The sequence below is a fragment of the Pseudofrankia coriaricola genome, assembly GCF_001854805.1.
Lineage (GTDB): Bacteria > Actinomycetota > Actinomycetes > Frankiales > Frankiaceae > Pseudofrankia.
In genome coordinates this window covers 52,663-76,580 of the sequence record NZ_MBLO01000213.1, presented here as the reverse complement: position 1 = coordinate 76,580, position 23,918 = coordinate 52,663, and the positions used below count along the sequence as shown (strand labels likewise).

Sequence of the window (23,918 nt, the reverse complement as noted above, 5' to 3'; positions counted from 1 at the left end):
TTAGTCATGGGAATTCGTCGTTACAAGCCCACCACCCCGGGCCGCCGCGGCGCGAGTGTCTCCGACTTCGTCGAGATCACTCGTGACCACCCGGAGAAGTCGCTGGTCCGCCCCCTGCATTCCAAGGGCGGCCGCAATGCGCACGGCCGGATCACCACCCGCCACCAGGGCGGCGGCCACAAGCGCGCCTACCGGCTGATCGACTTCCGTCGGGACAAGGACGGCGTGCCGGCCAAGGTCGCGCACATCGAGTACGACCCGAACCGCACGGCCCGGATCGCGCTGCTGCACTATGCGGACGGCGAGAAGCGCTACATCGTCGCCCCGGTGAAACTCAAGCAGGGCGACGTGGTCAGCTCGGGCGTCGGCGCGGACATCAAGCCGGGCAACGCCCTGCCGCTGCGCAACATCCCGACCGGTACCGTCATCCACAACGTCGAGCTGCGGCCCGGCGGCGGGGCGAAGATCGCCCGCAGCGCCGGCGCGAGCGTGCAGCTGGTCGCGAAGGACGGGCCGTACGCCCAGCTCCGGATGCCCTCCGGGGAGATGCGCAAGGTGGACGCCCGCTGTCGGGCGACCGTCGGCGAGGTCGGCAACGCGGAGCAGAGCAACATCAACTGGGGCAAGGCCGGCCGGATGCGCTGGAAGGGCCGCCGCCCGACCGTGCGTGGTGTGGCCATGAACCCGGTCGACCACCCGCACGGTGGTGGTGAGGGCAAGACCTCCGGTGGCCGCCACCCGGTCAACCCGAAGGGCCGTCCGGAGGGCCGCACCAGGGCCACCCGCAAGGCCAGCGACAATCTGATCGTCAGCAACCGCAAGAAGGCGAAGCGCCGATGAGCGCGGTAGCAGCGGCCCAGGCCGCGTGCAGCCACCGCGCCGGCGTTCCCGCCGAGAACCACCACTGAGCAGGGAGGAGGAGACACAATGCCACGCAGCCTGAAGAAGGGCCCGTTCGTCGACGACCACCTGCTCAAGAAGGTGGACGTGCAGAACGAGAAGGGCACCAAGCACGTCATCAAGACGTGGTCGCGTCGCTCGACCATCATTCCGGACATGCTGGGCCACACCATCGCGGTGCACGACGGCCGTAAGCACGTTCCGGTGTTCGTCACCGAGGGCATGGTCGGTCACAAGCTCGGGGAGTTCGCCCCGACCCGGACCTTCCGCGGCCACGTGAAGGAAGACCGGAGGTCACGCCGTGGCTGACGACCTCGTCGACGGCCTGACCCGCGCCGGCCTGCCCGGCGCCAAGGCGACGGCTCGTTACGTGCGGATCTCGCCGACCAAGGCGCGCCGGGTCATCGACCTGGTCCGCGGCCGGTCCGCGCAGGAGGCACTCGACATCCTCACCTTCGCGCCGCAGTCCGCCAGCACCGACGTGTACAAGGTCGTGCGCAGCGCCATCGCGAACGCGGAGAACAACCACGGCCTCGACCCGACCACGCTGTTCGTCGGCGAGGCATACGTGGACGAAGGCCCGACGCTCAAGCGGATCCGCCCACGGGCACAGGGCCGCGCCTACCGCATCCGTAAGCGGACCAGCCACATCACGATCGTGGTCGAAAGCGTTGCGCCCGCGGATGATGCCACGAACAGGAGGGCCCGGTAGTGGGGCAGAAGGTCAACCCGCACGGGTTCCGGCTCGGCATCACGTCGGAGTTCACGTCGCGCTGGTACGCCGACAAGCAGTACAAGGCGTATGTCGGTGAGGACGTCAAGATCCGCAAGATGATGTCCAAGGGCATGGAGCGGGCCGGCATCAGCCGGGTCGACATCGAGCGCACCCAGGGACGCCTGCGCGTCGACATCCACACCGCTCGGCCGGGCATCGTCATCGGCCGCCGCGGCGCGGAGGCCGACCGCATCCGCGGCGACCTGGAGAAGCTGACCGGCAAGCAGGTCCAGCTCAACATCCTCGAGGTCAAGAACCCCGAGGTGGACGCGCAGCTCGTCGCGCAGGGCGTGGCCGAGCAGCTCTCCAGCCGCGTCAGCTTCCGCCGCGCGATGCGCAAGGCGATGCAGACCGCGATGAAGGGCGGCGCGAAGGGCATCCGGGTGCAGTGCTCCGGACGTCTGGGCGGCGCCGAGATGAGCCGGTCGGAGTTCTACCGCGAGGGCCGGGTGCCGCTGCACACCCTGCGGGCCGACATCGACTACGGCTTCTACGAGGCACGCACCACCTTCGGCCGTATCGGCGTGAAGGTCTGGATCTACAAGGGCGACATCGTGCAGAGCCGCGCCGAGCGCGAGGCCCAGGAGGCGCTGACGCGCCAGCACCGGCGGGAGCGCCCGCCGCGTCGCGGTCCGCGCTCCGGCTCGTCCGGCACGACGGCGGGCGGCACCGAGGCGGGTCGCGCGGCCGCTGAGCGGCAGCGCGGCGAGCGTCGGGGCAGGGGCGGCGGCGGCGGCGAGCAGGCCACGCCGGCGGCGCCGGTCACGCCTGAGACGACGCCCGCCGAGCCTGAGGCGACGGCACCCGCCGTGCCTGAGGCGACGGCCGCGCCAGAGCCGACGCCCGCCGTGACGCCGGAGCCGACCGCCACCGCGGTCACCCCGGACGCGTCGCCGGCACCGGCCGCCGCCGAGACGGCGGCGCCGGAGAAGGCGGAGGAGTAGGACAATGCTGATTCCCCGTAAGGTCGCGCACCGCAAGCAGCACCACCCGAGGCGGACCGGTGCCGCCAAGGGCGGGACCAGTATCGCGTTCGGTGAGTTCGCGATCCAGGCGCTGGAGCCGGCGTACGTGACCAACCGGCAGATCGAGTCGGCTCGTATCGCCATGACCCGGCACATCCGCCGCGGCGGAAAGGTCTGGATCAACATCTACCCGGACCGTCCGCTGACCAAGAAGCCGGCCGAGACCCGGATGGGTTCCGGCAAGGGCTCGCCGGAGTGGTGGATCGCCAACGTCAAGCCCGGCCGGATCATGTTCGAGCTGTCCGGTGTCGCTGAGCCGGTGGCCCGCGAAGCCATGCGCCGCGCGATCCACAAGCTCCCGATGAAGTGCCGGTTCGTGACCCGTGAAGGTGGTGCGTGATGGCTACCGCCACCAGCGCGGACGATCTGCGCGCGCTGTCCGGCGACGACCTCGTGGACAAGCTTCGCGAGGCCAAGGAGGAGCTGTTCAACCTCCGGTTCCAGAACGCGACCGGGCAGCTCTCGAACAACCGGCGGCTGCGGGCCGTCCGGCGCGACATCGCCAAGATCTACACGGTGATGCGCGAGCGTGAGCTCGGCCTGACCGTCGACCCGAGCCTTGCCGACGAGACAGCGGAGTGAGCGCAGTGGCAGACGAGAGCACCAACGAGGCTGGCGCCACGGCCGGCACGGACAGCGCCTCCAGGGGCTTCCGCAAGGTCCGTGAGGGCCTCGTGGTCAGCGACAAGATGCAGAAGACGGTCGTCGTCGCGGTGGAGGACAGGGTTCAGCACCCGCTCTACGGCAAGACGATCCGCCGGACGAAGAAGGTCAAGGCGCACGACGAGGAAAGCGCGTGCGGCGTCGGCGACCGGGTGCTCCTGATGGAGACCCGGCCGCTGTCGGCCACCAAGCGCTGGCGAGTCGTCCGCGTTCTGGAGAAGGCCAAGTAGTAACAGGCGGTGCCGGAGGCTCCGCCGCGATCGGCGGCGGAGCGTCCGGCAGGATGGCGAAGCCTCCCGGTCGCGGCGGGCTTCAACGGTGATAAGGAAATTCGCCGCAAGCGGGTCAGGAGCTCGAAGTGATTCAGCAGGAGACGCGCCTGAGGGTCGCCGACAACACGGGCGCGCGGGAGATCCTGTGCATCCGGGTGCTCGGCGGTTCGGGTCGTCGGTACGCGGGGATCGGCGACATCATCGTCGGCACGGTTAAGGACGCCCTGCCCGGCGCCGGCGTGAAGCGCGGCGACGTGGTGAAGGCGGTCGTGGTGCGCACCGCGAAGGAGCGCCGGCGGCCGGACGGCTCCTACATCCGGTTCGACGAGAACGCCGCTGTGCTCATCCGGGACGGTGGGGACCCTCGAGGCACCCGCATCTTCGGGCCGGTCGGGCGCGAGTTGCGGGACAAGAAGTTCATGAAGATCATTTCGCTGGCACCGGAGGTGCTGTAGGCCGTGGCCGGTATGAAGATTAAGAAGGGCGACACGGTCCAGGTCATCTCCGGCAAGGACCGCGGACTGAAGGGGAAGGTCATCCGAGCCCTCCCCACGGAGAACAAGGTGGTCGTGGAGGGGGCGAACCGGGTCACCCGGCACACTCGCGTCCAGACCACGACCCGTGGCTCGCAGTCGGGTGGCATCGTCACCCAGGAGGCTCCGATCCACGTCAGCAATGTCGCGATCGTGGACCCGAGCGACGGGAAGCCGACCCGAGTCGGTTACAAGATCAATGAGGACGGTACCAAGGTGCGCATCTCGCGGCGCACGGGTACCGAGCTCTAGGCCGAAAGCGATGCCAAAATCTTTTCCTCTGGCATTGCTGGAGGCCACCAGTGAAATTGGACGAGGCTAATGACTGTGACCACTGAGGCTCCAGCGGCGCCCGCCCTGCCGCGGCTCAAGCAGCGCTACCGCGAGGAGATCTCGCCGGCGCTGCGTGAGCAGTTCGGCTACGCGAACGTCATGCAGACCCCCGGCGTCGTGAAGGTCGTCGTCAACATGGGTGTCGGCGACGCTGCCCGCGACGCCAAGCTCATCGACGGCGCGCTGCGCGACCTGGCCGCCATTACCGGCCAGAAGCCGGCGGTGCGCCGGGCGACCAAGTCCATCGCCCAGTTCAAGCTGCGCGAGGGCATGCCGATCGGGGCGAAGGTGACCCTGCGCGGCGACCGGATGTGGGAGTTCCTCGACCGGCTCGTCACGATCGCGCTGCCCCGCATCCGTGACTTCCGTGGCCTGTCGCCCAAGCAGTTCGACGGGCGCGGCAACTACACGTTCGGCGTGACCGAGCAGTCGATCTTCCACGAGATCGACATCGACAGGATCGACCGGGTGCGTGGCATGGACATCACGGTCGTCACCACCGCCACCACTGACGACGAGGGCCGGGCGCTCCTGCGCGCGCTGGGCTTCCCGTTCAGGGAGAACTAGAAGCATGGCGAAGAAGGCGCTAGTCGAGAAGGCTGCTCGCAAGCCGAAGTACGCGGTCCGCGGCTACACCCGCTGCCAGCGGTGCGGCCGGCCGCGCTCGGTCTACCGGGTGTTCGGGCTCTGCCGCGTGTGCCTGCGGCAGATGGCGCACCGAGGTGAGCTGCCGGGCGTTACCAAGAGCAGCTGGTAAGATCATTTCTGGCCTCCGGGGTTCACTTCGAGGGTCAGCTCGGTAGCACCACCCAGTCGCGGTAGGCCCGGGACCCAGCAGGGATCGCGGGAACCCCCGTGAGGAAGGCGTCAACTCATGACGATGACCGATCCGATTGCGGACATGCTCACGCGCGTCCGCAATGCCAACCGGGCGTACCACGACCGGGTGGTGATGCCACACAGCAAGATCAAGGTGCACATCGCCGAGATCCTGCAGCAGGAGGGCTACATCCTCGGCTGGCACGTCGAGGCGCCCGAGAACGACGGGCCTGGCAAGAACCTCGTAGTGGACCTGAAGTACGGCCCCAACCGGGAGCGCTCGATCGCGGGTGTGAAGCGCATCAGCAAGCCCGGCCTGCGGGTGTACGCGAAGTCGACCAACCTGCCGAAGGTGCTCGGCGGCCTGGGCGTGGCGATCATCTCCACGTCCACGGGGCTGCTGACCGACCGGCAGGCGGGCAAGCGCGGCGTGGGCGGCGAAGTCCTCGCCTTCGTCTGGTAGGGGGTGCCGACATGTCACGCATCGGCCGTCTGCCGATTCAGGTGCCGAGCGGCGTCGAGGTGTCCCTCGATGGCCAGCACGTCACCGTCAAGGGCCCCAAGGGCACCCTTTCGCACACCGTCGCCGCGCCGATCACGGTCGCCCAGGAAGAGGGCAAGATCGTGGTCAGCCGTCCCGACGACGAGCGCAACTCGCGCGCGCTGCACGGCCTGACCCGGACGCTGGTTTCCAACATGGTCATCGGTGTCACCGACGGGTACTCGAAGACGCTGGAGATCGTCGGCGTCGGTTACCGCGTCCAGGCCAGGGGCTCTGACCTGGAGTTCGCGCTCGGCTACAGCCACTCGGTGCCGGTCAAGGCGCCGGAGGGCATCCGGTTCGAGGTCCAGGCGCCGACCCGCTTCGTCGTGCACGGCATCGACAAGCAGCTGGTCGGCGAGGTCTCGGCCAAGATCCGTGGCCTGCGCAAGCCTGACCCGTACAAGGGCAAGGGCGTGCGCTACCAGGGCGAGGTCGTCCGCCGCAAGGTCGGGAAGACCGGGAAGTAGGAGATAGATCATGGCTGTGAGCCTCACCGCCAGCGCTCGGCGCCGGACCGCGCGGCTGCGCCGGCACGTCCGGGTGCGCAAGCGGGTCTCCGGCACCCCGGTCCGTCCGCGCCTCGTCGTCAGTCGTTCCTCGCGGCACATCTACGCCCAGGTCATCGACGACGTCGCCGGCCATACCTTGGCATCCGCCTCGACGCTCGACGCCTCGCTGCGCGGCGCCGAAGGCGACAAGACCGCCCTCGCCCGTGAGGTCGGCAAGCTCCTGGCCGAGCGAGCGAAGGCCGCCGGGCTGTCCGCCGTGGTGTTCGACCGGGGTGGGCGCACCTATCACGGCCGGATCGCGGCGCTCGCCGACGCGGCCCGCGAGGCGGGGCTGGACTTCTGATGGGTTCTACGAAGGGGATGTTCTAGAGATGCCAGGGCAGCAGCGCCGTGGCGGCGGTGCCGGCGGCGGCTCCGACCGCCGCGAGCGCCGAGACCGCTCGGGAGGCGGCCAGGCGCAGGAGAAGACCGCCTACGTCGAGCGCGTCGTCGCGATCAACCGGGTAGCCAAGGTCGTCAAGGGTGGGCGCCGGTTCAGTTTCACCGCGCTCGTCGTGGTCGGGGACGCGGACGGCACCGTCGGCGTCGGCTACGGGAAGGCCAAGGAGGTGCCCGCGGCGATCGCCAAGGGCGTCGAGGAGGCCAAGAAGCACTTCTTCAAGGTCCCGCGGATCGGAGCGACGATTCCGCACCCGATCCAGGGCGAGGCGGCCGCTGGCGTCGTGCTGCTGAAGCCGGCATCCCCGGGTACCGGCGTCATCGCCGGCGGCCCGGTGCGCGCCGTGCTGGAGTGCGCCGGCGTGCACGACGTGCTGTCGAAGTCGCTCGGCTCGTCCAACCCGATCAACATCGTGCACGCGACCGTGGCCGCGCTGCGCGGGCTGACTCGTCCCGAGGAGATCGCGGCCCGCCGCGGCCTGCCGCTCGAGGACGTGGCCCCGCCGGCGATGCTGCGGGCACGGGCCGCGGCGGCTGGTGCGTGATGGCCTCCCTGTTGATCACCCAGGTGAAGTCCGAGATCGGCGGCACCCATAACCAGCGGGCGACGCTGAGGACCCTCGGCCTGCGGAAGATCAGGGCGACCACCACGCGTGAGGACACCCCGCAGGTCCGTGGCATGATCAGGACCGTGGCGCACCTCGTCACGGTCGAGGAAGTGGACTGACATGGCGGAACTGACCAAGGACGCCACCGCTGAAGCCAGCACGGCCAAGACCGCGGGCGGCGAGCGCGGGCGCGCGCTCAAGATCCACCACCTGCGGCCGGCTCCGGGCGCGAACCGGCCCAAGATGCGGGTCGGGCGCGGTGAGGGGTCGAAGGGCAAGACCGCCGGCCGCGGTACCAAGGGCTCCAAGGCCCGCAAGCAGGTCCCGGCCACCTTCGAGGGTGGCCAGATGCCCCTGCACATGCGGGTGCCGAAGCTCAAGGGCTTCAAGAACCGATTCCGCGTCGAGTACCAGGTGGTGAACGTCGCCGCCCTCGCGGAGCTGTTCCCCGAGGGCGGCGAGGTGACCGTCGAGGCGCTCGTCGGCGCGGGCGCGGTCCGCAAGAACGCGCTCGTGAAGGTGCTGGGTGACGGCGAGCTGGGTGTCGCGCTGCGGGTGAGTGCGCACGCGTTCTCCGGGTCCGCACGCGAGAAGATCCTCGCCGCTGGCGGGAGCGTTACCGAAGTGTGAGTTCGGGGACGGGCGTGCACACGCCCGTCCCCTTTCGGTGGACACTGGGCTTGGGCGCCGTTCATCCTCACGGCGTCGGTCGCCCGGTGGGCCCGAGAGGACCAGGGGTGCCCGACGGGCGTCAGCCGATGTCATGTCGGGACTCGTGAGCCTCCGGGGCTGTTACAGTCGCCTCACGGCGTCCGGACGATCCACCGGATACCCGCCACGCGGACCAGGCGCCGTGGCTGTTCGCGTCCTTCCCCCCGGCAGGAGGAGCCGTGCTCACCGCCTTCACGCGGGCCTTCCGCACGCCGGACCTGCGCAAGAAGCTGCTGTTCACGTTCGGGATCGTGATCCTGTTCCGGATCGGCAGTGTCATGCCGGCACCCGGGGTGTCCACCAGGGCCGTGAACACCTGCCTGAGCACGGCGAGCACGGGCGCGAGCAACGTCTACTCGCTGATCAACCTGTTCAGCGGTGGCGCTCTGCTGCAGCTTTCGATCTTTGCGCTCGGCATCATGCCGTACATCACGTCGAGCATCATTCTTCAGCTTCTCGTCGTAGTCATCCCGCGGCTCGAGCAACTGAAGAAGGAAGGCAGCGCGGGTGAACAGAAGATCACCCAGTACACGCGCTACCTGACCATCGCGCTCGGCATCCTGCAGGCGACTGGCATCATCGCGCTGGCCCGCAGCGGCCGGCTGTTCCCCGGCTGCGACGCGGCCGTCATCCCGGATACGAGCCTGTTCCGGATCGCCACCTTGGTGATCACAATGACCGCGGGCGTCGGCGTCATCATGTGGCTCGGCGAGCTGATCACGGCCCGCGGTATCGGTAACGGTATGTCGCTGCTGATCTTCACCTCGATCGCGGCGCGGCTGCCCTCGCAGGGCACCGCCATCCTCCAGGTCGCCGGGGGTGTCGTCTTCACCCTGGTCTGCCTGCTGGGCCTCGCGATCGTGGTCTTCGTCATCTTCGTCGAGCAGTCCCAGCGACGCATCCCGGTGCAGTACGCCAAACGGCTCATCGGTCGGCGCATGTACGGCGGGACCTCGACCTACCTCCCGATCAAGGTGAACCAGGCCGGCATCATCCCGGTCATCTTCGCCTCCTCGCTGCTGCAGCTGCCGCAGCTGGTTGGGCAGGTGTGGAACAACCAGGGCTTCCAGGACTTCGAGTCCCGTTACCTCTCTCGAGGTGACCATCCGCTCTACCTGGCTACCTACGGCCTGCTCATCATCTTCTTCACGTACTTCTACGTCGCGATCACGTTCAACCCGACCGAGGTCTCCGACAACATGAAGAAGTACGGCGGGTTCATCCCGGGTATCCGGCCCGGCCGGCCGACGGCCGAGTACCTTGATCACGTCCTCTCCCGGATCACCCTGCCGGGCTCGTTGTTCCTGGGGGTGATCACCGTTCTTCCGCTCGCGTTGCTGAACCTGACGAAGGACCAGCCCTTCCCCTTCGCCGGGACGTCGGTGCTGATCATGGTGGGGGTGGGACTGGAAACCGTGAAGCAGATCGAGAGCCAGCTCATGCTCCGCAACTACGAAGGCTTCCTCCGGTAGTGCGCCTCGTACTGGTCGGACCACCGGGAGCAGGCAAGGGCACGCAGGCCGCGTTCATCGCGACGGCGCGGTCGATCCCCAAGATCTCCACCGGTGATATCTTCCGTGCGAACGTCCGAGAAGGCACGGAGCTGGGTGTCGCGGCGAAGAACTACATGGACGCCGGCGACCTCGTCCCCGACGAGATCACGATCGGCATGGTCCGCAACCGCCTGGCCGAGGACGACGCCGTCAAGGGCTTCCTGCTCGATGGGTTCCCGCGCAATGTCCCCCAGGCCGAGGTTCTCGGCGGGATGCTCGACACCATGGGCACCCAGCTGGACGTGGTGCTCGAGCTCGTCGTCGACGACGACGAGGTCGTCCGGCGACTGTCTGGACGGCGTACCTGCCGCTCGTGTGGGCACATCTGGCACGTCGACTTCGACCCGCCGACCGTCGAGGACGTCTGCGACCGCTGCAACGGCGAGCTGTTCCAGCGGGACGACGACCGCCCGGGGACCGTCCGGCACCGTCTCGAGGTCTATGCCGAGCAGACGTCCCCGCTCGTGGCCTACTACGCGGAGCGCGGGGTGCTGATCGGTATTGACGCCACCGGCCCGGTCGACAACGTCACTGAGCGAGCCTTGGACGCGCTGCGTCACCACGGCGCTTGAACGTGACGAATTGAGCTACAGCCCAGGAGATATGTAGCTCCCCCAGCATCCCCGGTTCGCAACGTTCAAGCGCAACGCAGCCGCGCTGGCCCGGAGGCGTGCCTCCGCGGAGGCCCGGCCACCGAGCGACGGGGTCCCTGCGGAATCGGCGAAGCCGATTTCGGAGGTCGTGAAGGTGGTTGGGCCGCAGCGGAGGTCGCCGGAGGGCACGTCCGCGGAGGAGCGGACCTCCCAGATCGGCTCCGCAAGCTCCCAGACCTCCCCGATCGGCTTCGCCGATCGAGCAGGAACCCCGGATCCGGCAGGAACCCCGGCCGCGCGGAGGTCCCTTCCGCAGCGAAGCAAGGAAGGGGCCGGAGTGCGGCGCCCGGACGGAGCGGACCAGAGACACTGCGTCGGGGTAGACAAGATCTATTCGGCGCCCATCCGCACGTGGCGGGCTATGGTCTTCTGAATGGGCCGCATCGCGTGATGGGACAAACCGGGTGAATCTGGACGAACCGCCCGGTCCCGGCGCGAGGTTCCCGCTCGGTGGGCTTATGGTCGGGTTGCTGAGTACGTCGGGTGTGCTGGGCAGTTCGGGTGGTGAGCGCCTTCGCTCCACGGGCGGGGTCGGCGGAGGCAGCATCGAGAGGCGAGACCGGGGCTGAGCATGGCGCGACGAGAACACGTCCAGATCAAGACGGCGGCCGAGATCGCCAAGATGCGGATCGCCGGCCTGCTGGTCGCGCAGACGCTTGACCGGCTGCGCGAGGCCGCGGTGCCAGGCGCGACGACGGCCGACCTGGACGCGGTCGCCGAGCGCACCATCCGCGCCGGCGGCGGCATCCCCTCCTTCAAGGGCTACGCCCACCCGCCGTACCCGGCGTCGATCTGCAGCTCGGTCAACGACGAGGTGGTGCACGCGATCCCGAACAAGCGTCGGGTGCTGCGCGACGGCGACATCATCTCGATCGACTGCGGCGCCATCGTCGACGGCTGGCACGGCGACGCGGCGATCACCGTGCCGGTCGGCAAGGTAGCGCCCGAGGTGCTCGACATGATCCGGGTCTGTGAGGAGTCGCTGTGGCGCGGGCTTGCCGCGGCCCAGCTCGGCGGCCGGCTTACCGACATCTCCTCGGCGGTCGAGCAGCACATCCGCCCGTCCGGCTACGGCATCGTGGACAACTACGGCGGTCACGGCATAGGTACCGAGATGCACCAGCCGCCGCACATCCTCAACCATGGTCGGCCGGGCCGCGGGATCAAGCTGGTGGCGGGGCTGGCGCTCGCGATCGAGCCGATGATCACGATGGGTTCGCCGGACACGATGGTGCTCGCGGACGACTGGACGGTCTCGACCGTCGACGGTTCCCTGGCCGCGCACACCGAGCACACCGTCGCCATCACGCCGCGCGGCCCGTGGGTCCTGACCGCCCATGACGGCGGCGCCGCCAAACTCGCGACGCTCGGAGTCGCCTGCGGTCAGCCGGCCGGGGCGTCCACCTGAGCCCACGCCGGCCGGGACCGCCCTCTTCGCGCCCAAGCAGGCACGAAGGTACGCGACCGAACTGGCGCGGAGGCCCGACCACGAGCGAAGCGATGTGGGTCCCGCATCAGGCCGGACCTGGTCTCGCACCGTTCAAGCGTGACGCACCCGAGCTGGCGCGGAGGTGCGCCTCCGCGGAGGCCCGGCCACGAGCGAAGCGAAGCGATGTGCCCCCGCGAACGCTGCGGCTTCGGGTTGGTGACGTCACAGCGGGACGCAACCGAGCTGGGCGCGGAGGCGTGCCTCCGCGGAGGCCCGGCCACGAGCGAAGCGAAGTGGTTGGGCCGCAGCGGAGGTCGCCGTAGCGCACGTGAGCGGAGGAGGACACGGCGCGGAGGTCCCGTGGGAGCGAAGCGAGTACGGGGCCGGAGCGCCGTGCCCGCACGGAGCGAACCAGAGACAGAGCACGGAGCGAACCATCAACGCAGTCAGCTCGATTAGCCCTTGACGAAGGCGGCGCGTAGACTTACAAGGCGGTGGTCTCTCACGTCCATCGATCTGTTGTGCCGTGGCGCAGGTTCGCCTGATCGTTCGCGTGGATGGCCGCCGTCTGGGTGACCACGGGTGCGAGTGGTTATCAGTGCGGATCGCGTACCGCGACCGCGACGGGCGGATCTCTTGATCGCCCAGTCGCCGTCGGCTGGTGGTGCTGGGCGTTCCTGATCGGGCGTGGTTGCAGGGGCTACCACGGCGCCCGCCATGGTTGCCGGCCGAGGCCGGCTTCCCCGGGGGCCCGGGATATTGGTCCGGGGGACATCCCCGGATTCCGTTGGTTGCAGACGTCAGGACAGTGGAGGACATGCCGAAGAAGGACGGGGCCATCGAGATCGAGGGCCGGGTAGTGGAGCCGCTTCCGAACGCGATGTTCAGGGTGGAGCTCCAGAACGGGCACCGCGTTCTCGCCCATATCAGCGGCAAGATGCGCCAGCACTACATCCGGATTCTTCCGGAGGACCGGGTGGTGGTCGAACTGTCGCCCTACGACCTGTCCCGCGGACGCATCGTCTACCGCTACAAGTAGGCCGCATCGGAGGCATCCTCCCTCCGAGCGGGTGCGTTTCCCGCTCGCGCGCGGCCCGCTGCCGCACGCGGGAGGTAGCGGCGGCGGCGATGGTCAAGCCGAGCCGCGAGGCGAGTACGCTTGGTCGCTGACCGGTGGTCAGCTTTGCCAGGCCGCACAAGTGTTTCAGGAGGCACCTCACCACAGGTCCGCTGGCGCGGATCGGTGGGTACCCCCTGGTCCCGGGCCCCCGAGGTCGAGTTCCGCTCGATCAGGCGGGCGCAACGTTCCACATCGTCACCTATGCGCGGCCCGCGGCTGCGCGCGGGAGGTAGCGGCAGCCGTGAAGGTTAAGCCGAGCGTCAAGAAGATCTGTGACAAGTGCAAGGTCATTCGCCGTCACGGGCGCGTGATGGTCATCTGCGACAATCTTCGCCACAAGCAGCGCCAGGGCTGAGTCACACCTGTCCGCTGGGTGGATGACCGGAGCCTGCGTGGCACGGTGCGGGAGAGCCGGTCGGGTGGGGAGTAAGCTCGTCCTTGCCCTTGGTGAGATCTTCTGAGAAGGCTCATCGAGTAGAAGCGTCGTCAGGGCGCGGTGGGGCCGTTCGCGCGGAACGCGCGGCCGGCAGCCCGCGTCGCAACCCCCGGTCGGAGGCCGGGGCCTAGTCGGTCACAGAGCCGATGGGGGAGGCGACGCCCAGATACCTCCGAAGCAGGAAGGAACCACCTTCATGGCACGCCTTTCGGGCGTTGACCTGCCCCGCGAGAAGCGGGTCGAGATCGGCCTGACCTACATCTTCGGGATCGGGCGCACCCGCTCCAAGGCGACCCTGGTGGCTACCGGGGTCAACCCGGACACCCGGGTCCGCGACCTCACCGAAGACGAGGTCGTCAAGCTGCGTGACTGGATCGACGCGAACTACCGCGTCGAGGGCGACCTGCAGCGAGAGATCAAGCAGGACATCCGGCGCAAGATGGAGATCGGCTGCTACCAGGGTCTCCGGCACCGGCGCAACCTCCCCGTGCACGGCCAGCGGACGCACACCAACGCCCGCACCCGCAAGGGCCCGCGCCGTGCCATCGCCGGCAAGAAGAAGCCCGGCAAGAAGTAGTCACCGGTCGCGCCGCCCCAACCGGGGCGGGCCGCCTTCTCGCCGGCTTCTGGTCGGCTTCACGGCGGCTCGTTCTGACCCCGCGGGACACCTCAGGACCCTGGCCGGGCCAGGGCGGCGCTCATCCGGGCCGACCGACGACCTCGCAGACGGAGACCACGACAGCACATGCCTCCCAAGACTCGCGCCGGCGGCGCCGGCGTCAAGAAGGTACGCCGCAAGGAAAAGAAGAACGTCGCTCATGGGCACGCCCACATCAAGAGCACGTTCAACAACACGATCGTCTCGATCACGGACCCCACCGGGAACGTGATCTCCTGGGCTTCCGCCGGCCATGTCGGCTTCAAGGGCTCCCGTAAGTCGACGCCGTACGCCGCGCAGATGGCCGCCGAGAACGCGGCGCGCAAGGCGCAGGAGCACGGCATGCGCAAGGTGGACGTGTTCGTGAAGGGCCCAGGCTCCGGCCGGGAGACCGCGATCCGGTCGCTGCAGGCGGCGGGCCTCGAGGTCGGCACGATCCAGGACGTCACCCCCACTCCGCACAACGGCTGCCGCCCGCCGAAGCGGCGCCGGGTCTGACCAGTCCGAGCCGGACGAGACAGAGAGAAGAAGGACGAATGGCCCGTTACGTCGGCCCGGACTGCAAGCGTTGCCGTCGCGAGAAGACCAAGCTGTTCCTCAAGGGCAGCAAGTGTGAGTCGCCGAAGTGCCCGATCGAGATCCGGCCCTACCCGCCGGGTGAGCACGGCCGTGGGCGCACCAAGGACTCCGAGTACCTGCTCCAGAAGCGCGAGAAGCAGAAGTGCGCGCGGATCTACGGCATCCTGGAGAAGCAGTTCCGCGGCTACTACGACGAGGCGAACCGCCGCACCGGCAAGACCGGTGACGAGCTGCTGAAGATCCTCGAGTCGCGGCTGGACAACGTGATCTACCGCGCGGGGTTCGCCCCGTCCCGGGACGCTGCCCGCCAGGCGGTGCGGCACGGACACGTGCAGGTGAACGGCCACAAGGTGGACATCCCCAGCTATCGGGTCAGCGAGAGCGACATCGTCGAGATCGCGCCGAAGGCGCGGGAGCTCACCCCGTTCATCATCGCGCGGGAGACCGCCGGTCAGCGGACCGTTCCCGGCTGGCTCGAGGTGATCTCCAGCCAGATGCGGATCCTGATTCACTCGCTGCCGGCTCGGGCCGCCATCGACACCCAGGTCCAGGAGCAGCTGATCGTCGAGCTCTACTCCAAGTAAGGCATCGGCTCAACGGGCGCGGAGCGCCCGGTCGCCGATTGCCGTCGGGCGCTGAGCGCCCTCCCCAGCGTGGTTCCGGGTTCCTGGGTATGTCCGGGGCCCGTGCTGGTCGGGGGTTGGGAGCTTGGTCGCGTTGGCGGTGGCTGCCGGGGAGCCTGGGGCCGTTAGCTTCGGCCGGGGCGCCCCGGGGCCACGCCGTACCAGGTTGGTGGGCATGGCCCGGGCTCCCTGGTTGTGGTGAAAGCTTGGTTTGAGTGGTCATCGGCCGTCGGGGGGACCCGGCGGCCATGGCTGTGTTCCGGGTCGGCCCGGTTGGCGGGTCGGGGCAGGAGCACAATGGAAGGCGGCGCGTCGTGGTATGGCCGCGACGCGCGAGACGGTGGGGCGGGCGGACAGAGGCCGTACCCCGCTGCCGCTCCTTCGGAGCCGCTGGACGGCTCCGAGGGGAGCACTTGCACGGCGTCATATGGCGGGCGTCGTGGTTGGAAGGAAGTAGCACATGCTGATCGCTCAGCGTCCCACTCTGGCTGAGGAGCCGATCGCCGAGTTCCGGTCCCGGTTCGTGATCGAGCCGCTGGAGCCTGGCTTCGGCTACACCCTCGGCAACTCGCTGCGTCGCACCCTGCTGTCGTCCATTCCGGGCGCGGCGGTGACGAGCATCCGGATCGACGGCGTGCTGCACGAGTTCTCGACGGTTCCCGGAGTCAAGGAAGACGTCACCGACCTGATCCTGAACCTCAAGGAACTGGTCGTCAGCTCGGACAACGACGAGCCGACGGTGATGTACCTGCGCAAGCAGGGCCCCGGTGAGGTCACCGCGGCGGACATCGCGCCGCCGGCGGGTGTCGAGGTGCACAACCCCGACCTGCACCTGGCGACCATCAACGACAAGGGCAAGCTCGAGATCGAGCTGACCGTCGAGCGCGGCCGTGGCTACGTCAGCGCGGCGCAGAACAAGCAGCCCGGCCAGGAGATCGGCCGCATCCCGATCGACTCGATCTACTCGCCGGTGCTCAAGGTCACCTACAAGGTCGAGGCGACCCGTGTCGAGCAGCGGACCGACTTCGACAAGCTGATCGTCGACGTCGAGACCAAGCAGTCGATCTCGCCGCGGGACGCGATGGCGAGCGCCGGCAAGACCCTGGTCGGCCTGTTCGGGCTGGCCCAGGAGCTCAACGCCGAGGCGGAGGGCGTCGACATCGGCCCGTCCGCGCAGGACGCGCAGCTGGCCGCCGATCTCGCCCTGCCGATCGAGGAGATGGACCTGACCGTCCGCTCCTACAACTGCCTCAAGCGCGAGGGCATCCACACGATCGGCGAGCTGGTCTCACGCAGCGAGGCGGACCTGCTCGACATCCGCAACTTCGGCCAGAAGTCGATCGACGAGGTGAAGACCAAGCTGGGGGCCATGGGCCTGCAGCTGAAGGACTCCCCGCCCGGGTTCGACCCGCGGCAGGCGGTTGACACCTACGGCACCGACACCTACAACCCGCCGTTCTCCGCGGGCCAGGACGAGGACGGCACCGAGTACGTCGAGACCGAGCAGTACTGAAACTCTTTGTTCGTGGCGTCCGGGCACGGGCCTCCGGCCCCGACCTCCGCTAGCGCTCCGGTCGGGACCTCCGGCCCGTGTCCTCCGCCACGAACGGGTCTTCGCTCCGTCAGGTGTGCCAGTGACGCCGCGTCGCTTCGCTCGCGGCGTCCTGGCACACCTGACTACGCGAAGACCTTGGGTACAGCTTCACCAGTAAGACCAGCTCCACCAGCAAGCAGCAAGAACTGCTTCACCAGCTAGACCTGTTCGCAGGGATCCACGTCGGATGGTGTTCCGGAGCCGACCGGGGCGCCGGGACACCAGACCGACCCGGTCCGTCTGAGGCGGTGCGTTCGCCTCAGGCAGACCGATGTCGCCGGTTCGTCGGGAGACAGCCGGTGGCCGTGGAATGTCCGTCCCGGTCGTGGCCGAACGATGCGAGATCGGGTTTCCGGCTCGCATCGGGAGGTCTTTCGAGGGTGCTCAGCACCGTGAAAGGAACGAGGGAACTCGATGCCCACTCCGACAAAGGGCGCTCGGCTCGGTGGTAGCCCGGCGCACCAGCGGTTGATGCTCGCGAACCTGGCCACCGCGCTGTTCGAGCACGGCGCGATCACCACGACCGAGACGAAGGCGAAGCGGCTACGCCCATACGCCGAGCGGCTGATCACCTTCGCGAAGCGCGGCGACCTGCACGCTCGCCGGCACGTGATGCAAGTCATCCGGGACAAGTCGGTCGTGCACGAGCTGTTCACCGAGATCGGCCCGCGCTACGAGAACCGCAACGGTGGCTACACCCGCATCACCAAGGTTGGTTTCCGCAAGGGTGACAACGCCCAGCTGGCCCGCATCGAGCTCGTCGAGGCGCTGACCGTCGGTCAGTCGGCCGTCGCCGAGGCCGAGCGTGCCCGCGGCACCCAGTTCGCCGACCGCAAGGCGCCGACGGGCGCGACCGCCGAGGCCGCGGCCGACCTGGCGAAGGAATCGCCGACCGCGGCGGCCGTCGCGGTCGAGGCCGAGGAGGCCAAGACCGCGGAAGCCACGACCGCCGAGTCCGAGGTGACCGAGGCTCCCGCCACGGTAGAGACGACCGAGGACACGGCCGAGGGCGACGCCAAGGACGCCTGAGCGCGACCGCCGTCTCGGCCAGGCCGCCCGCCAGGGTCCTTGGCGGACGGCCTGGCACCAGGGCAGCCCGTCTGGGGCCAACCTTGACGGCTCTGGGAGCCCGTCACCCGCGAGGGAGACGGGCTCTCGCCGTTTCGCGCCCGTCCCGCGTCGGTGCCCGCTGACCGGTAGGCGGGGCCCTGGGTAGGCACCGGGTGCGGGTAGTGCTGGCGGACGCGGTCCCGGCTGACAGAGAGCGGCCGAAGGTGCGACCATGAGCACCTCCCAGGTCCCGGCGAGCTGTTTGTGATCAATGCGGGCACCAAGTCCACAGAGTCCTGCGCGCCAATAGATACGCGGATCATTCGGACAGCCGCGGGAAGCGCGGGAAGCAAGGAGATACGAGCCGCCTTGACGAGTCTCAGTGCGGACGGCCTCCAGCGGCTGCGGATTGACATCGCCTACGACGGGACGCTCTTCGCTGGGTGGGCACGCCAGCCGGGACAGCGGACCTTGCAGGGTGAGGTGGAGGACGCCCTGATGCGGGTGGCCCGGCTGCCCGCCGTGCGGCTCACCGTCGCGGGTCGGACGGACGCCGGGGTGCACGCCGTCGGGCAGGTGGCACACGTCGACATCCCCGCGGAGGTCCCGCTCGGCGGTCTTGCCCGCCGGCTCAACGGGGTGCTCGACCGCGCGGTCCGGATCACGGGGCTGGCGCCGGCGCCACGCGGGTTCGACGCCCGGTTCTCGGCCTTGTCCAGGCGCTATGCCTACCGGATCAGCGATGCGTCCTACGGGGCCGACCCGCTCCGCCGGCACGACACGCTGGCCTGGCCGCGCCCGCTGGATGCCGACGGGATGCGGCGGGCCGCCCTGGTGCTGCTCGGCGAGCATGACTTCGCCGCGTTCTGCCGCCGGCGAGAGGGGGCGACGACCATCCGGACCCTGCTGCGCCTGGACGTGCGCCGCGCCGCGGACGGGGTCGTGATCGCCGACGTCGAGGCGGACGCCTTCTGCCACTCGATGGTCCGGGCCCTCGTCGGGGCCCTGGTCGCCGTCGGTGAGGGGCGGCACCCACCCGTCTGGGTGTCCCACGTGCTGGCCAGGGCCGTGCGCGACCCGGGCGTCACCGTCCTCCCCGCGCACGGGCTCACGCTCGTCGAGGTGCGCTACCCGCCCGACTCCGCGCTGGCGGCCCGCGCGGAGGCCACCCGCGCGTTCCGCGTCTCGCCGACCCTGTCGGGCTGAGGGCGCGGGGGCTGAGGGCGCGGGGTCAGCCTCGGTAGCCGCGGCCGAGCAGCATCCGCTCGTCGAGCGGCTGCTTCGCCAGCGCGTGCAGGGCGGTGGCGGCGTCGGATGGCTGCTTGTCGTTCGCCGCGCCCTGGCTCCCGTCGGAGTAGGCCAGCTGAACCATGATCGCGTAGTGGCCGTCCCGGTACGAGGCCCGCAGCTCGTTGTCACCGTTCGGCCCGGTGATCTTCGCGCCGGGCAGCGCCCCGTCGGGCAGCGGCAACGGGCTCACCCCGCCCTGGCGCGTCCCGAGCATCTGGGCGGTCTGCTTCGCGGTGTCGGCGTTGTCGACGACAAGGACACTCACGCCGGCGAGCAGCCGCCGCCCGTTCTTGTCGGGCTCACCGAGGTAGAGTGCCCGGACCTCCTGGCGGCAGGCCGGCCCCGTGAGCGTGGGCGCCGCCGAGGGCGGCGCGGCCGACGCCGGCCCGGCCGACGCCGGCCCGGCCGACGAGGCGGGTGCCGCTGCGGCGGCCACGGAGGTGGGCCCGGGGGTCGGGGCGGCGGCCGGCATCGGCGCGGCCGGGTGGTCGAGCGCGCTCCCGAGCTGGCCGGTGAGGTCGGGACAGCCGGCGTCGAGCTTGCGGGCGATCCTGGTGTAGGTGTGGCTTCCAGCTGTGACCGTGGCGTCCCGGAAGAACTCGTTCTCGGTCACGGGGTCGGCATCCGTCGCGGCGGAGTTCAGGAAGTCGGCGGGAACCGCCTTGGCCGTGGGAATCGGGGCCGCCGGGGTGTCATCGCCCTGGGAGCCCGTCATCGTCCGGTACGTCACGCCGGCCACCGCCAGGACAGCGGCCGCGATGAACAGGAGCTGCCACTTCCGCCGCGGCTTCCCGCCGGCCCCTTCGGCACGCGGCTCATCCGCGTCGCCATATGAGTCCTCGTCGGACGGGCCGTCCGACGAGCGCTGGGCCGCGAAACGCGCGCCACGGGCGCCGAACCGGCCGCCGGTCCTGGACCGACCACCGAGACTCCCGCCGCCTGTTCGGACGTACGGGTTTTCGTCCTCGTCATGACCCTCGTCGAAACCGGTTACGCGCGAGGCTGTCTCGCCGTCGAACTCCTCGTTGGCGAACGGTTCGTCACCGAAGCCGTCCTCATCGAAACCGTCGTCTCCAAAGCCGTCGCCGCCCGGCCCGTCGTCAGCGAACCCCTCGTCGAGGCTCGCCTGGTCGTCCTGGCCCTCGTCGCCTCGGCGGAGGCCGCCGCGGTTGTGCCAGGCACGGGCGAAGCCGGGGCCGGCTTCGCGCGGTCCGTCGGGCCTGGCACGGTCCCCGCCGGCGACCGCGTCGCCGCCGAAGCGGCCGGGCGTCCTGGGCAGGCCGCCCGTGGTGGGTCCTGAGGGCATCGGGCCGAACAGCGGGTCATCGCCCGGCGTCCAGCCGCCGGGCGGAGCCTGGTGGCCCTGAGACGCCACCCACCTGTCTCGCCGGGCGTCCCGCGAGGCCCGGCCGCCGCGCGGCGACGGCCCGCCCATCGGGTTCTGGTCCGCGGAGGCCGCCGTGTCGTAGGTCCCGCCGCCGTGACCGACAGGTCTCGCGCTGTCGTACCGATCGGCGTCCGGCCATGGATCCGTGCCGCTCATTCGACTGACGGTAGCTGACGATTCTGATCATTCAGACGTCGGTTCCGCTGCCGGACATGTCCGGCGATGGCTCGCGCCGGCCATCGAGCACCGGATCGAGCACCGGAACGGGCGGCGCGGGAGACGCCGCCGGCAGGAGATGTCCGAAGCCTGGTAACCTCAAAGACTGCGACGCGTGACATGACTGTCGACGTGTCCGTTCCTCACATTCTCGACGCGCTCGCCGCCGGGGCGGCAGATCCAGTTGGGTCGGACCCGGGTGGATATCGCGAGTGTCGTCCCGACCAAGAAGGCAGATCTGTGCGCACGTACCAGCCCAAGCCCGCGGATGTCCAGCGTGCGTGGCATGTCATTGACGCCAGCGACGTCGTCCTCGGCAAGCTGGCGAGCCAGGCTGCCCAGCTGCTGCGTGGCAAGCACAAGGCGTACTACGCCCCGCACCTCGACACGGGTGACTTCGTGATCATCATCAACGCCGGCAAGGTGTCGCTGTCGGGGGCGAAGCGGGAGCAGTCGCAGTACCACCGCCACTCGGGCTACCCGGGCGGTCTGCGTAGCACCAGCTACGGTGAGCTCCTCGACACCCGGCCGCAGCTGTTGGTCGAGAAGGCCATCAGGGGCATGCTCCCGAAGAACAAGCTCGGCCACGCCCAGGTGCGCAAGCTGAAGGTCTACGCGGGTCCGACGCATCCGCACCAGGCGCAGCAGCCGCAGCCGTTCGAAATCGTCCAGGTCGCGCAGTAACCGCGGACCGAGCCGGCCTGCCCTGTTCGCCGAAGGGGTCCCCGCTGATCAGCGAAGCTGATCTGTTGGGGAACGCTCGCGGTCAGTTTCGCGGGGGGCCGCAATGTCTGCCCGGGGGAGCACCTCCCCCGGAGATCCGCTAGCGCGGATCCCCGGAACCCCGGACCCCCGATGTCGCGCCTCGCGCGACCACCAATCGTAAGGAAGGAACGCGACGTGGCTGTCGTGACCGACGTCCAGGGCAACCCGCGGGCGACCGGCCGCCGCAAGGAGGCCGTTGTCCGCGTACGCCTGCTGCCAGGCACGGGGAAATGGTCCCTCAACGGGCGCACCCTCGAGAACTACTTCCCGAACAAGGTGCACCAGCAGCTGGTCAACGAGCCGCTGAAGGCTCTCGACCGGGCCGAGACGTACGACGTGGTCGCCCTGCTGCACGGTGGTGGCATCTCCGGCCAGGCCGGCGCGCTGCGGCTCGCGGTGGCTCGGGCGCTCCTCCTCGCCGAGGAGGAGTCCCGGCCGACCCTGAAGAAGGCGGGCTTCCTCTCCCGCGACTCCCGGGTCAAGGAGCGCAAGAAGTACGGCCTCAAGAAGGCCCGCAAGGCCCCGCAGTACAGCAAGCGCTGAGCCCGGCCTGTTCGTCGCGCTGAGAGGCGCTTCGGCGGGCTTGTGGCCATATCGCTTGCTGGGTGTTCGCTCCGAGGGTTCGTTCCCGTCGGTTTCGAGGCTGGGATCGACAGGACACCCAGATCCCGCCGAGTCTCGCTCGACGGGCAGGGCGCGGATCGGCCGGGACGCAGGCGGCACGGTCTACAGGCACGGCAAAACCGCCCGTCGCTCGACGGGCGGTTTTGCTATGCCTGCCACCGGGTCTGCCCGCGTGACGCGACTCGTGGCGGGGCTCGGTAGGAAGCGGGAGCCAGGTCGGCGAAGATGTGGCGAGCCTGGTTCCGCCCACGGTTCCAGCGTGGGCCCTGACGTCAGGGCCCGACGGGGCGGGCCGGGCTTCGGGACGGGCCGGCGAGAGGCGCGGGCGCTGCCACGGATGCGGCAGCCCGCGCGCCGCCGGTGTCCTTGAAGGTGCTCGGCGATGTGCGACTGGTTTTGGGGGACCCCCATGGGGCGGCTGTTCGGTACCGATGGCGTTCGTGGCGTGGCCAACGCGGACCTGACCGCGGAGCTGGCCCTGCGGCTGGCGGAGTCAGCGGTCGAGGTACTCACGGAACACCGGGCGCCGGACGCGGACCGGCCCGTGGTGGTGGTCGGGCGCGACACCCGGCCGTCGGGCGAGTTCCTGGAGGCGGCGGTCGTCGCCGGGCTCGCGTCCAGAGGCGCGGATGTCGTCCGCGTCGGCGTAGTGCCGACGCCGGCGGTCGCGCACATCGTCGCCGCGACCGGCGCGGACCTCGGCGTGATGCTCTCCGCCAGCCACAACCCCATGCCCGACAACGGGATCAAGCTGTTCGCCGCGGAAGGGCACAAGCTGCCCGACGAGGTCGAGGACGCCATCGAGGCCCGGCTCGCGGCCCCGCCAGCGCGGCGCCCGACCGGGGCCGCCGTCGGGCGCGTCCGCGACGAGCCCGGCTACATCGCCAAGGTCGTCGACGGCTATGTCGAGCACCTGCTGTCCACCTTGCCAGTCCGGCTCGGCGGCCTGCGGGTCGTCGTCGACTGCGCCCAGGGAGCCGCGTCGGCGCTCGCGCCGCGGGTGCTGCGTGCCGCCGGCGCCGAGGTCGTCGCGCTGCACGCCGACGGCGACGGCGAGCGGATCAACGACGGCTCAGGCGCCACGCACCTCGACAGCCTGCGGGCCGCCGTGCTGGAACACGGCGCGGACGTCGGTATCGCGCACGATGGCGACGCGGACCGCTGCCTCGCCGTCGACGCCCTGGGCGAGGTCGTCGACGGCGACCAGATCATGGCCGTGTGCGCGCTGGCGCTGGCCGAGCGCGGCGAGCTGGCCGACCGTCGGGTGGTCGTGACCGTCATGTCCAACCTGGGCTTCCACCACGCTATGCGGGAGGCCGGGATCGAGGTGCTCGCCACCCCGGTCGGCGACCGGTACGTCCTCGCCGAGATGCGCCGCCAGGGCATCGCGCTGGGAGGCGAGCAGAGTGGCCACGTGGTGTTCCTGCGCCACGCCACCACCGGCGACGGCCTGCTCACCGCGCTCGTGCTGCTCGGGCGGATGCGCGAGACCGGCCAGCCGCTCGGCGAGCTGGCCAAGACGATGACCCGGCTGCCGCAGATCCTGGTCAACGTGCGCGGGGTGGACCGGGCCCGCGCGTCGACGTCCCCCGGACTCGCCGCCGCGGTCCGTGCCGCCGAGGCGGAACTGGGCGACGAGGGCCGGGTGCTGCTTCGCCCTTCCGGCACCGAGCCGCTGGTGCGGGTGATGGTCGAGGCGCCCACCGATGCCCAGGCCCGCGCGATCGCCACCCACCTCGCCGAAGCGGTCGAACGGGAACTCGCGATCATCGCCTAGGGGCTATGGCGGCGGGAGCCGTAAGAAAAGTGAC

32 protein-coding genes are annotated in these 23,918 nt (G+C 69.8%); 31 read left to right on the top strand and 1 reads right to left on the bottom strand.

Features of this window, described 5'->3' with window-relative positions; genetic code table 11:
• Window positions 1-6: 6 nt before the first annotated feature.
• The 28 genes from rplB (at window position 7) to truA (ending at window position 19,031) form a co-directional block, all read left to right on the top strand.
• Window positions 7-840 carry a 50S ribosomal protein L2 gene (gene rplB / locus BCD48_RS24540; protein ID WP_071050725.1) on the top strand — a complete coding sequence of 278 codons (834 nt, stop codon included), beginning with the start codon at window positions 7-9 and terminating at the stop codon, window positions 838-840.
• Between the two features lie 87 nt (window positions 841-927).
• Window positions 928-1,209: a 30S ribosomal protein S19 gene (gene rpsS / locus BCD48_RS24535; RefSeq protein WP_007514823.1), complete on the top strand. Its 282-nt coding sequence runs from the start codon at window positions 928-930 to the stop codon at window positions 1,207-1,209.
• Complete coding sequence (rplV, locus tag BCD48_RS24530; protein WP_083419131.1) at window positions 1,202-1,612, top strand: 50S ribosomal protein L22; 411 nt, start codon at window positions 1,202-1,204, stop codon at window positions 1,610-1,612. The genes rpsS and rplV overlap by 8 nt, the downstream gene beginning before the upstream one ends.
• On the top strand, window positions 1,612-2,619 hold the full coding sequence (rpsC, locus tag BCD48_RS24525) for a 30S ribosomal protein S3 (RefSeq protein WP_071050724.1): 1,008 nt from the start codon (window positions 1,612-1,614) through the stop codon (window positions 2,617-2,619). Before rplV ends, rpsC begins: the two co-directional genes overlap by 1 nt.
• A 4-nt stretch (window positions 2,620-2,623) precedes the next feature.
• Window positions 2,624-3,040 (top strand): 50S ribosomal protein L16, encoded by a 417-nt coding sequence (gene rplP, locus BCD48_RS24520; protein WP_071050723.1) that lies wholly within the window; start codon window positions 2,624-2,626, stop codon window positions 3,038-3,040.
• Entirely contained in the window at window positions 3,040-3,282 is a 243-nt protein-coding gene (gene rpmC, locus BCD48_RS24515) for a 50S ribosomal protein L29 (RefSeq protein ID WP_007514828.1), read from the top strand. The genes rplP and rpmC overlap by 1 nt, the downstream gene beginning before the upstream one ends.
• A 5-nt stretch (window positions 3,283-3,287) precedes the next feature.
• Window positions 3,288-3,593 (top strand): 30S ribosomal protein S17, encoded by a 306-nt coding sequence (rpsQ, locus tag BCD48_RS24510; RefSeq protein ID WP_071050722.1) that lies wholly within the window; start codon window positions 3,288-3,290, stop codon window positions 3,591-3,593.
• Between the two features lie 128 nt (window positions 3,594-3,721).
• On the top strand, window positions 3,722-4,090 hold the full coding sequence (gene rplN / locus BCD48_RS24505; RefSeq protein WP_007514830.1) for a 50S ribosomal protein L14: 369 nt from the start codon (window positions 3,722-3,724) through the stop codon (window positions 4,088-4,090).
• 3 nt (window positions 4,091-4,093) lie between these two features.
• Window positions 4,094-4,420 carry a 50S ribosomal protein L24 gene (gene rplX, locus BCD48_RS24500; RefSeq protein ID WP_116271646.1) on the top strand — a complete coding sequence of 109 codons (327 nt, stop codon included), beginning with the start codon at window positions 4,094-4,096 and terminating at the stop codon, window positions 4,418-4,420.
• A gap of 69 nt (window positions 4,421-4,489) precedes the next feature.
• A complete protein-coding gene (gene rplE / locus BCD48_RS24495) occupies window positions 4,490-5,068 on the top strand; it encodes a 50S ribosomal protein L5 (RefSeq protein WP_071050720.1) in 579 nt (192 codons plus the stop codon).
• Window positions 5,069-5,072: 4 nt separating this feature from the next.
• Window positions 5,073-5,258 carry a type Z 30S ribosomal protein S14 gene (locus BCD48_RS24490; RefSeq protein WP_006539145.1) on the top strand — a complete coding sequence of 62 codons (186 nt, stop codon included), beginning with the start codon at window positions 5,073-5,075 and terminating at the stop codon, window positions 5,256-5,258.
• Window positions 5,259-5,375: 117 nt separating this feature from the next.
• Entirely contained in the window at window positions 5,376-5,783 is a 408-nt protein-coding gene (gene rpsH, locus BCD48_RS24485; protein ID WP_071050719.1) for a 30S ribosomal protein S8, read from the top strand.
• An 11-nt stretch (window positions 5,784-5,794) separates the two neighbouring features.
• Window positions 5,795-6,331 carry a 50S ribosomal protein L6 gene (rplF, locus tag BCD48_RS24480; protein ID WP_071050718.1) on the top strand — a complete coding sequence of 179 codons (537 nt, stop codon included), beginning with the start codon at window positions 5,795-5,797 and terminating at the stop codon, window positions 6,329-6,331.
• 10 nt (window positions 6,332-6,341) lie between these two features.
• Window positions 6,342-6,716 (top strand): 50S ribosomal protein L18, encoded by a 375-nt coding sequence (gene rplR, locus BCD48_RS24475; RefSeq protein WP_071050717.1) that lies wholly within the window; start codon window positions 6,342-6,344, stop codon window positions 6,714-6,716.
• Between the two features lie 28 nt (window positions 6,717-6,744).
• Window positions 6,745-7,356 carry a 30S ribosomal protein S5 gene (rpsE, locus tag BCD48_RS24470; RefSeq protein WP_007514837.1) on the top strand — a complete coding sequence of 204 codons (612 nt, stop codon included), beginning with the start codon at window positions 6,745-6,747 and terminating at the stop codon, window positions 7,354-7,356.
• A complete protein-coding gene (gene rpmD, locus BCD48_RS24465) occupies window positions 7,356-7,538 on the top strand; it encodes a 50S ribosomal protein L30 (protein ID WP_071050716.1) in 183 nt (60 codons plus the stop codon). Before rpsE ends, rpmD begins: the two co-directional genes overlap by 1 nt.
• 1 nt (window position 7,539) lies before the next feature.
• Window positions 7,540-8,049 carry a 50S ribosomal protein L15 gene (gene rplO / locus BCD48_RS24460; RefSeq protein ID WP_083419129.1) on the top strand — a complete coding sequence of 170 codons (510 nt, stop codon included), beginning with the start codon at window positions 7,540-7,542 and terminating at the stop codon, window positions 8,047-8,049.
• A 260-nt stretch (window positions 8,050-8,309) separates the two neighbouring features.
• On the top strand, window positions 8,310-9,602 hold the full coding sequence (gene secY, locus BCD48_RS24455; RefSeq protein ID WP_071050715.1) for a preprotein translocase subunit SecY: 1,293 nt from the start codon (window positions 8,310-8,312) through the stop codon (window positions 9,600-9,602).
• Entirely contained in the window at window positions 9,602-10,255 is a 654-nt protein-coding gene (locus BCD48_RS24450; RefSeq protein WP_071050714.1) for an adenylate kinase, read from the top strand. Before secY ends, BCD48_RS24450 begins: the two co-directional genes overlap by 1 nt.
• A 652-nt stretch (window positions 10,256-10,907) precedes the next feature.
• Window positions 10,908-11,744, top strand: a complete 837-nt coding sequence (gene map / locus BCD48_RS24445; RefSeq protein WP_071050713.1) for a type I methionyl aminopeptidase — start codon at window positions 10,908-10,910, stop codon at window positions 11,742-11,744.
• Between the two features lie 838 nt (window positions 11,745-12,582).
• Entirely contained in the window at window positions 12,583-12,804 is a 222-nt protein-coding gene (gene infA, locus BCD48_RS24440; protein WP_006541558.1) for a translation initiation factor IF-1, read from the top strand.
• A gap of 31 nt (window positions 12,805-12,835) precedes the next feature.
• Window positions 12,836-13,240: a 50S ribosomal protein L36 gene (rpmJ, locus tag BCD48_RS56840; protein WP_491677169.1), complete on the top strand. Its 405-nt coding sequence runs from the start codon at window positions 12,836-12,838 to the stop codon at window positions 13,238-13,240.
• A 277-nt stretch (window positions 13,241-13,517) separates the two neighbouring features.
• Window positions 13,518-13,898: a 30S ribosomal protein S13 gene (rpsM, locus tag BCD48_RS24435; protein ID WP_071050712.1), complete on the top strand. Its 381-nt coding sequence runs from the start codon at window positions 13,518-13,520 to the stop codon at window positions 13,896-13,898.
• Between the two features lie 168 nt (window positions 13,899-14,066).
• Window positions 14,067-14,477 (top strand): 30S ribosomal protein S11, encoded by a 411-nt coding sequence (gene rpsK / locus BCD48_RS24430; protein WP_071050711.1) that lies wholly within the window; start codon window positions 14,067-14,069, stop codon window positions 14,475-14,477.
• 38 nt (window positions 14,478-14,515) lie between these two features.
• Complete coding sequence (gene rpsD / locus BCD48_RS24425) at window positions 14,516-15,142, top strand: 30S ribosomal protein S4 (RefSeq protein ID WP_071050710.1); 627 nt, start codon at window positions 14,516-14,518, stop codon at window positions 15,140-15,142.
• Window positions 15,143-15,641: 499 nt separating this feature from the next.
• Complete coding sequence (locus BCD48_RS24420) at window positions 15,642-16,694, top strand: DNA-directed RNA polymerase subunit alpha (RefSeq protein WP_071050709.1); 1,053 nt, start codon at window positions 15,642-15,644, stop codon at window positions 16,692-16,694.
• Between the two features lie 495 nt (window positions 16,695-17,189).
• Window positions 17,190-17,804 (top strand): 50S ribosomal protein L17, encoded by a 615-nt coding sequence (rplQ, locus tag BCD48_RS24415; RefSeq protein ID WP_071050708.1) that lies wholly within the window; start codon window positions 17,190-17,192, stop codon window positions 17,802-17,804.
• A 390-nt stretch (window positions 17,805-18,194) separates the two neighbouring features.
• On the top strand, window positions 18,195-19,031 hold the full coding sequence (gene truA, locus BCD48_RS24410; protein WP_071050707.1) for a tRNA pseudouridine(38-40) synthase TruA: 837 nt from the start codon (window positions 18,195-18,197) through the stop codon (window positions 19,029-19,031).
• Between the two features lie 25 nt (window positions 19,032-19,056).
• Here the strand turns inward: truA and BCD48_RS24405 are convergent, their stop codons facing one another.
• Window positions 19,057-20,658 (bottom strand): hypothetical protein, encoded by a 1,602-nt coding sequence (locus BCD48_RS24405; RefSeq protein ID WP_071050706.1) that lies wholly within the window; start codon window positions 20,656-20,658, stop codon window positions 19,057-19,059.
• Between the two features lie 300 nt (window positions 20,659-20,958).
• On the opposite strand from BCD48_RS24405, the gene rplM reads away from it, so the two are divergent.
• The 3 genes from rplM to glmM all read left to right on the top strand — a co-directional run bounded on the left by rplM (window position 20,959) and on the right by glmM (window position 23,884).
• Window positions 20,959-21,402 carry a 50S ribosomal protein L13 gene (gene rplM / locus BCD48_RS24400; protein ID WP_071050705.1) on the top strand — a complete coding sequence of 148 codons (444 nt, stop codon included), beginning with the start codon at window positions 20,959-20,961 and terminating at the stop codon, window positions 21,400-21,402.
• A gap of 216 nt (window positions 21,403-21,618) precedes the next feature.
• Window positions 21,619-22,026 (top strand): 30S ribosomal protein S9, encoded by a 408-nt coding sequence (gene rpsI, locus BCD48_RS24395; protein WP_071050704.1) that lies wholly within the window; start codon window positions 21,619-21,621, stop codon window positions 22,024-22,026.
• A 490-nt stretch (window positions 22,027-22,516) separates the two neighbouring features.
• Window positions 22,517-23,884: a phosphoglucosamine mutase gene (gene glmM / locus BCD48_RS24390; RefSeq protein WP_071050703.1), complete on the top strand. Its 1,368-nt coding sequence runs from the start codon at window positions 22,517-22,519 to the stop codon at window positions 23,882-23,884.
• The last annotated feature ends 34 nt before the right edge of the window (window positions 23,885-23,918 follow it).

What these genes read in the sequence shown, in the direction of transcription:
- rpsD (WP_071050710.1), top strand. Translation starts at nt 14,516, where the DNA reads ATGGCCCGTTACGTCGGCCCGGACTGCAAGCGTTGCCGTCGCGAGAAG.
- infA (WP_006541558.1), top strand. Translation starts at nt 12,583, where the DNA reads ATGCCGAAGAAGGACGGGGCCATCGAGATCGAGGGCCGGGTAGTGGAG.
- rplQ (WP_071050708.1), top strand. Translation starts at nt 17,190, where the DNA reads ATGCCCACTCCGACAAAGGGCGCTCGGCTCGGTGGTAGCCCGGCGCAC.
- rplO (WP_083419129.1), top strand. Translation starts at nt 7,540, where the DNA reads ATGGCGGAACTGACCAAGGACGCCACCGCTGAAGCCAGCACGGCCAAG.
- BCD48_RS24420 (WP_071050709.1), top strand. Translation starts at nt 15,642, where the DNA reads ATGCTGATCGCTCAGCGTCCCACTCTGGCTGAGGAGCCGATCGCCGAG.
- rpmD (WP_071050716.1), top strand. Translation starts at nt 7,356, where the DNA reads ATGGCCTCCCTGTTGATCACCCAGGTGAAGTCCGAGATCGGCGGCACC.
- rpsE (WP_007514837.1), top strand. Translation starts at nt 6,745, where the DNA reads ATGCCAGGGCAGCAGCGCCGTGGCGGCGGTGCCGGCGGCGGCTCCGAC.
- BCD48_RS24490 (WP_006539145.1), top strand. Translation starts at nt 5,073, where the DNA reads ATGGCGAAGAAGGCGCTAGTCGAGAAGGCTGCTCGCAAGCCGAAGTAC.
- rpmC (WP_007514828.1), top strand. Translation starts at nt 3,040, where the DNA reads ATGGCTACCGCCACCAGCGCGGACGATCTGCGCGCGCTGTCCGGCGAC.
- glmM (WP_071050703.1), top strand. Translation starts at nt 22,517, where the DNA reads ATGGGGCGGCTGTTCGGTACCGATGGCGTTCGTGGCGTGGCCAACGCG.
- rplF (WP_071050718.1), top strand. Translation starts at nt 5,795, where the DNA reads ATGTCACGCATCGGCCGTCTGCCGATTCAGGTGCCGAGCGGCGTCGAG.
- rpsM (WP_071050712.1), top strand. Translation starts at nt 13,518, where the DNA reads ATGGCACGCCTTTCGGGCGTTGACCTGCCCCGCGAGAAGCGGGTCGAG.
- rpsK (WP_071050711.1), top strand. Translation starts at nt 14,067, where the DNA reads ATGCCTCCCAAGACTCGCGCCGGCGGCGCCGGCGTCAAGAAGGTACGC.
- rplE (WP_071050720.1), top strand. Translation starts at nt 4,490, where the DNA reads ATGACTGTGACCACTGAGGCTCCAGCGGCGCCCGCCCTGCCGCGGCTC.
- rplP (WP_071050723.1), top strand. Translation starts at nt 2,624, where the DNA reads ATGCTGATTCCCCGTAAGGTCGCGCACCGCAAGCAGCACCACCCGAGG.
- map (WP_071050713.1), top strand. Translation starts at nt 10,908, where the DNA reads ATGGCGCGACGAGAACACGTCCAGATCAAGACGGCGGCCGAGATCGCC.
- rpsS (WP_007514823.1), top strand. Translation starts at nt 928, where the DNA reads ATGCCACGCAGCCTGAAGAAGGGCCCGTTCGTCGACGACCACCTGCTC.
- rplR (WP_071050717.1), top strand. Translation starts at nt 6,342, where the DNA reads ATGGCTGTGAGCCTCACCGCCAGCGCTCGGCGCCGGACCGCGCGGCTG.
- BCD48_RS24405 (WP_071050706.1), bottom strand. Translation starts at nt 20,658, where the DNA reads ATGAGCGGCACGGATCCATGGCCGGACGCCGATCGGTACGACAGCGCG.
- rpsH (WP_071050719.1), top strand. Translation starts at nt 5,376, where the DNA reads ATGACGATGACCGATCCGATTGCGGACATGCTCACGCGCGTCCGCAAT.
- rplB (WP_071050725.1), top strand. Translation starts at nt 7, where the DNA reads ATGGGAATTCGTCGTTACAAGCCCACCACCCCGGGCCGCCGCGGCGCG.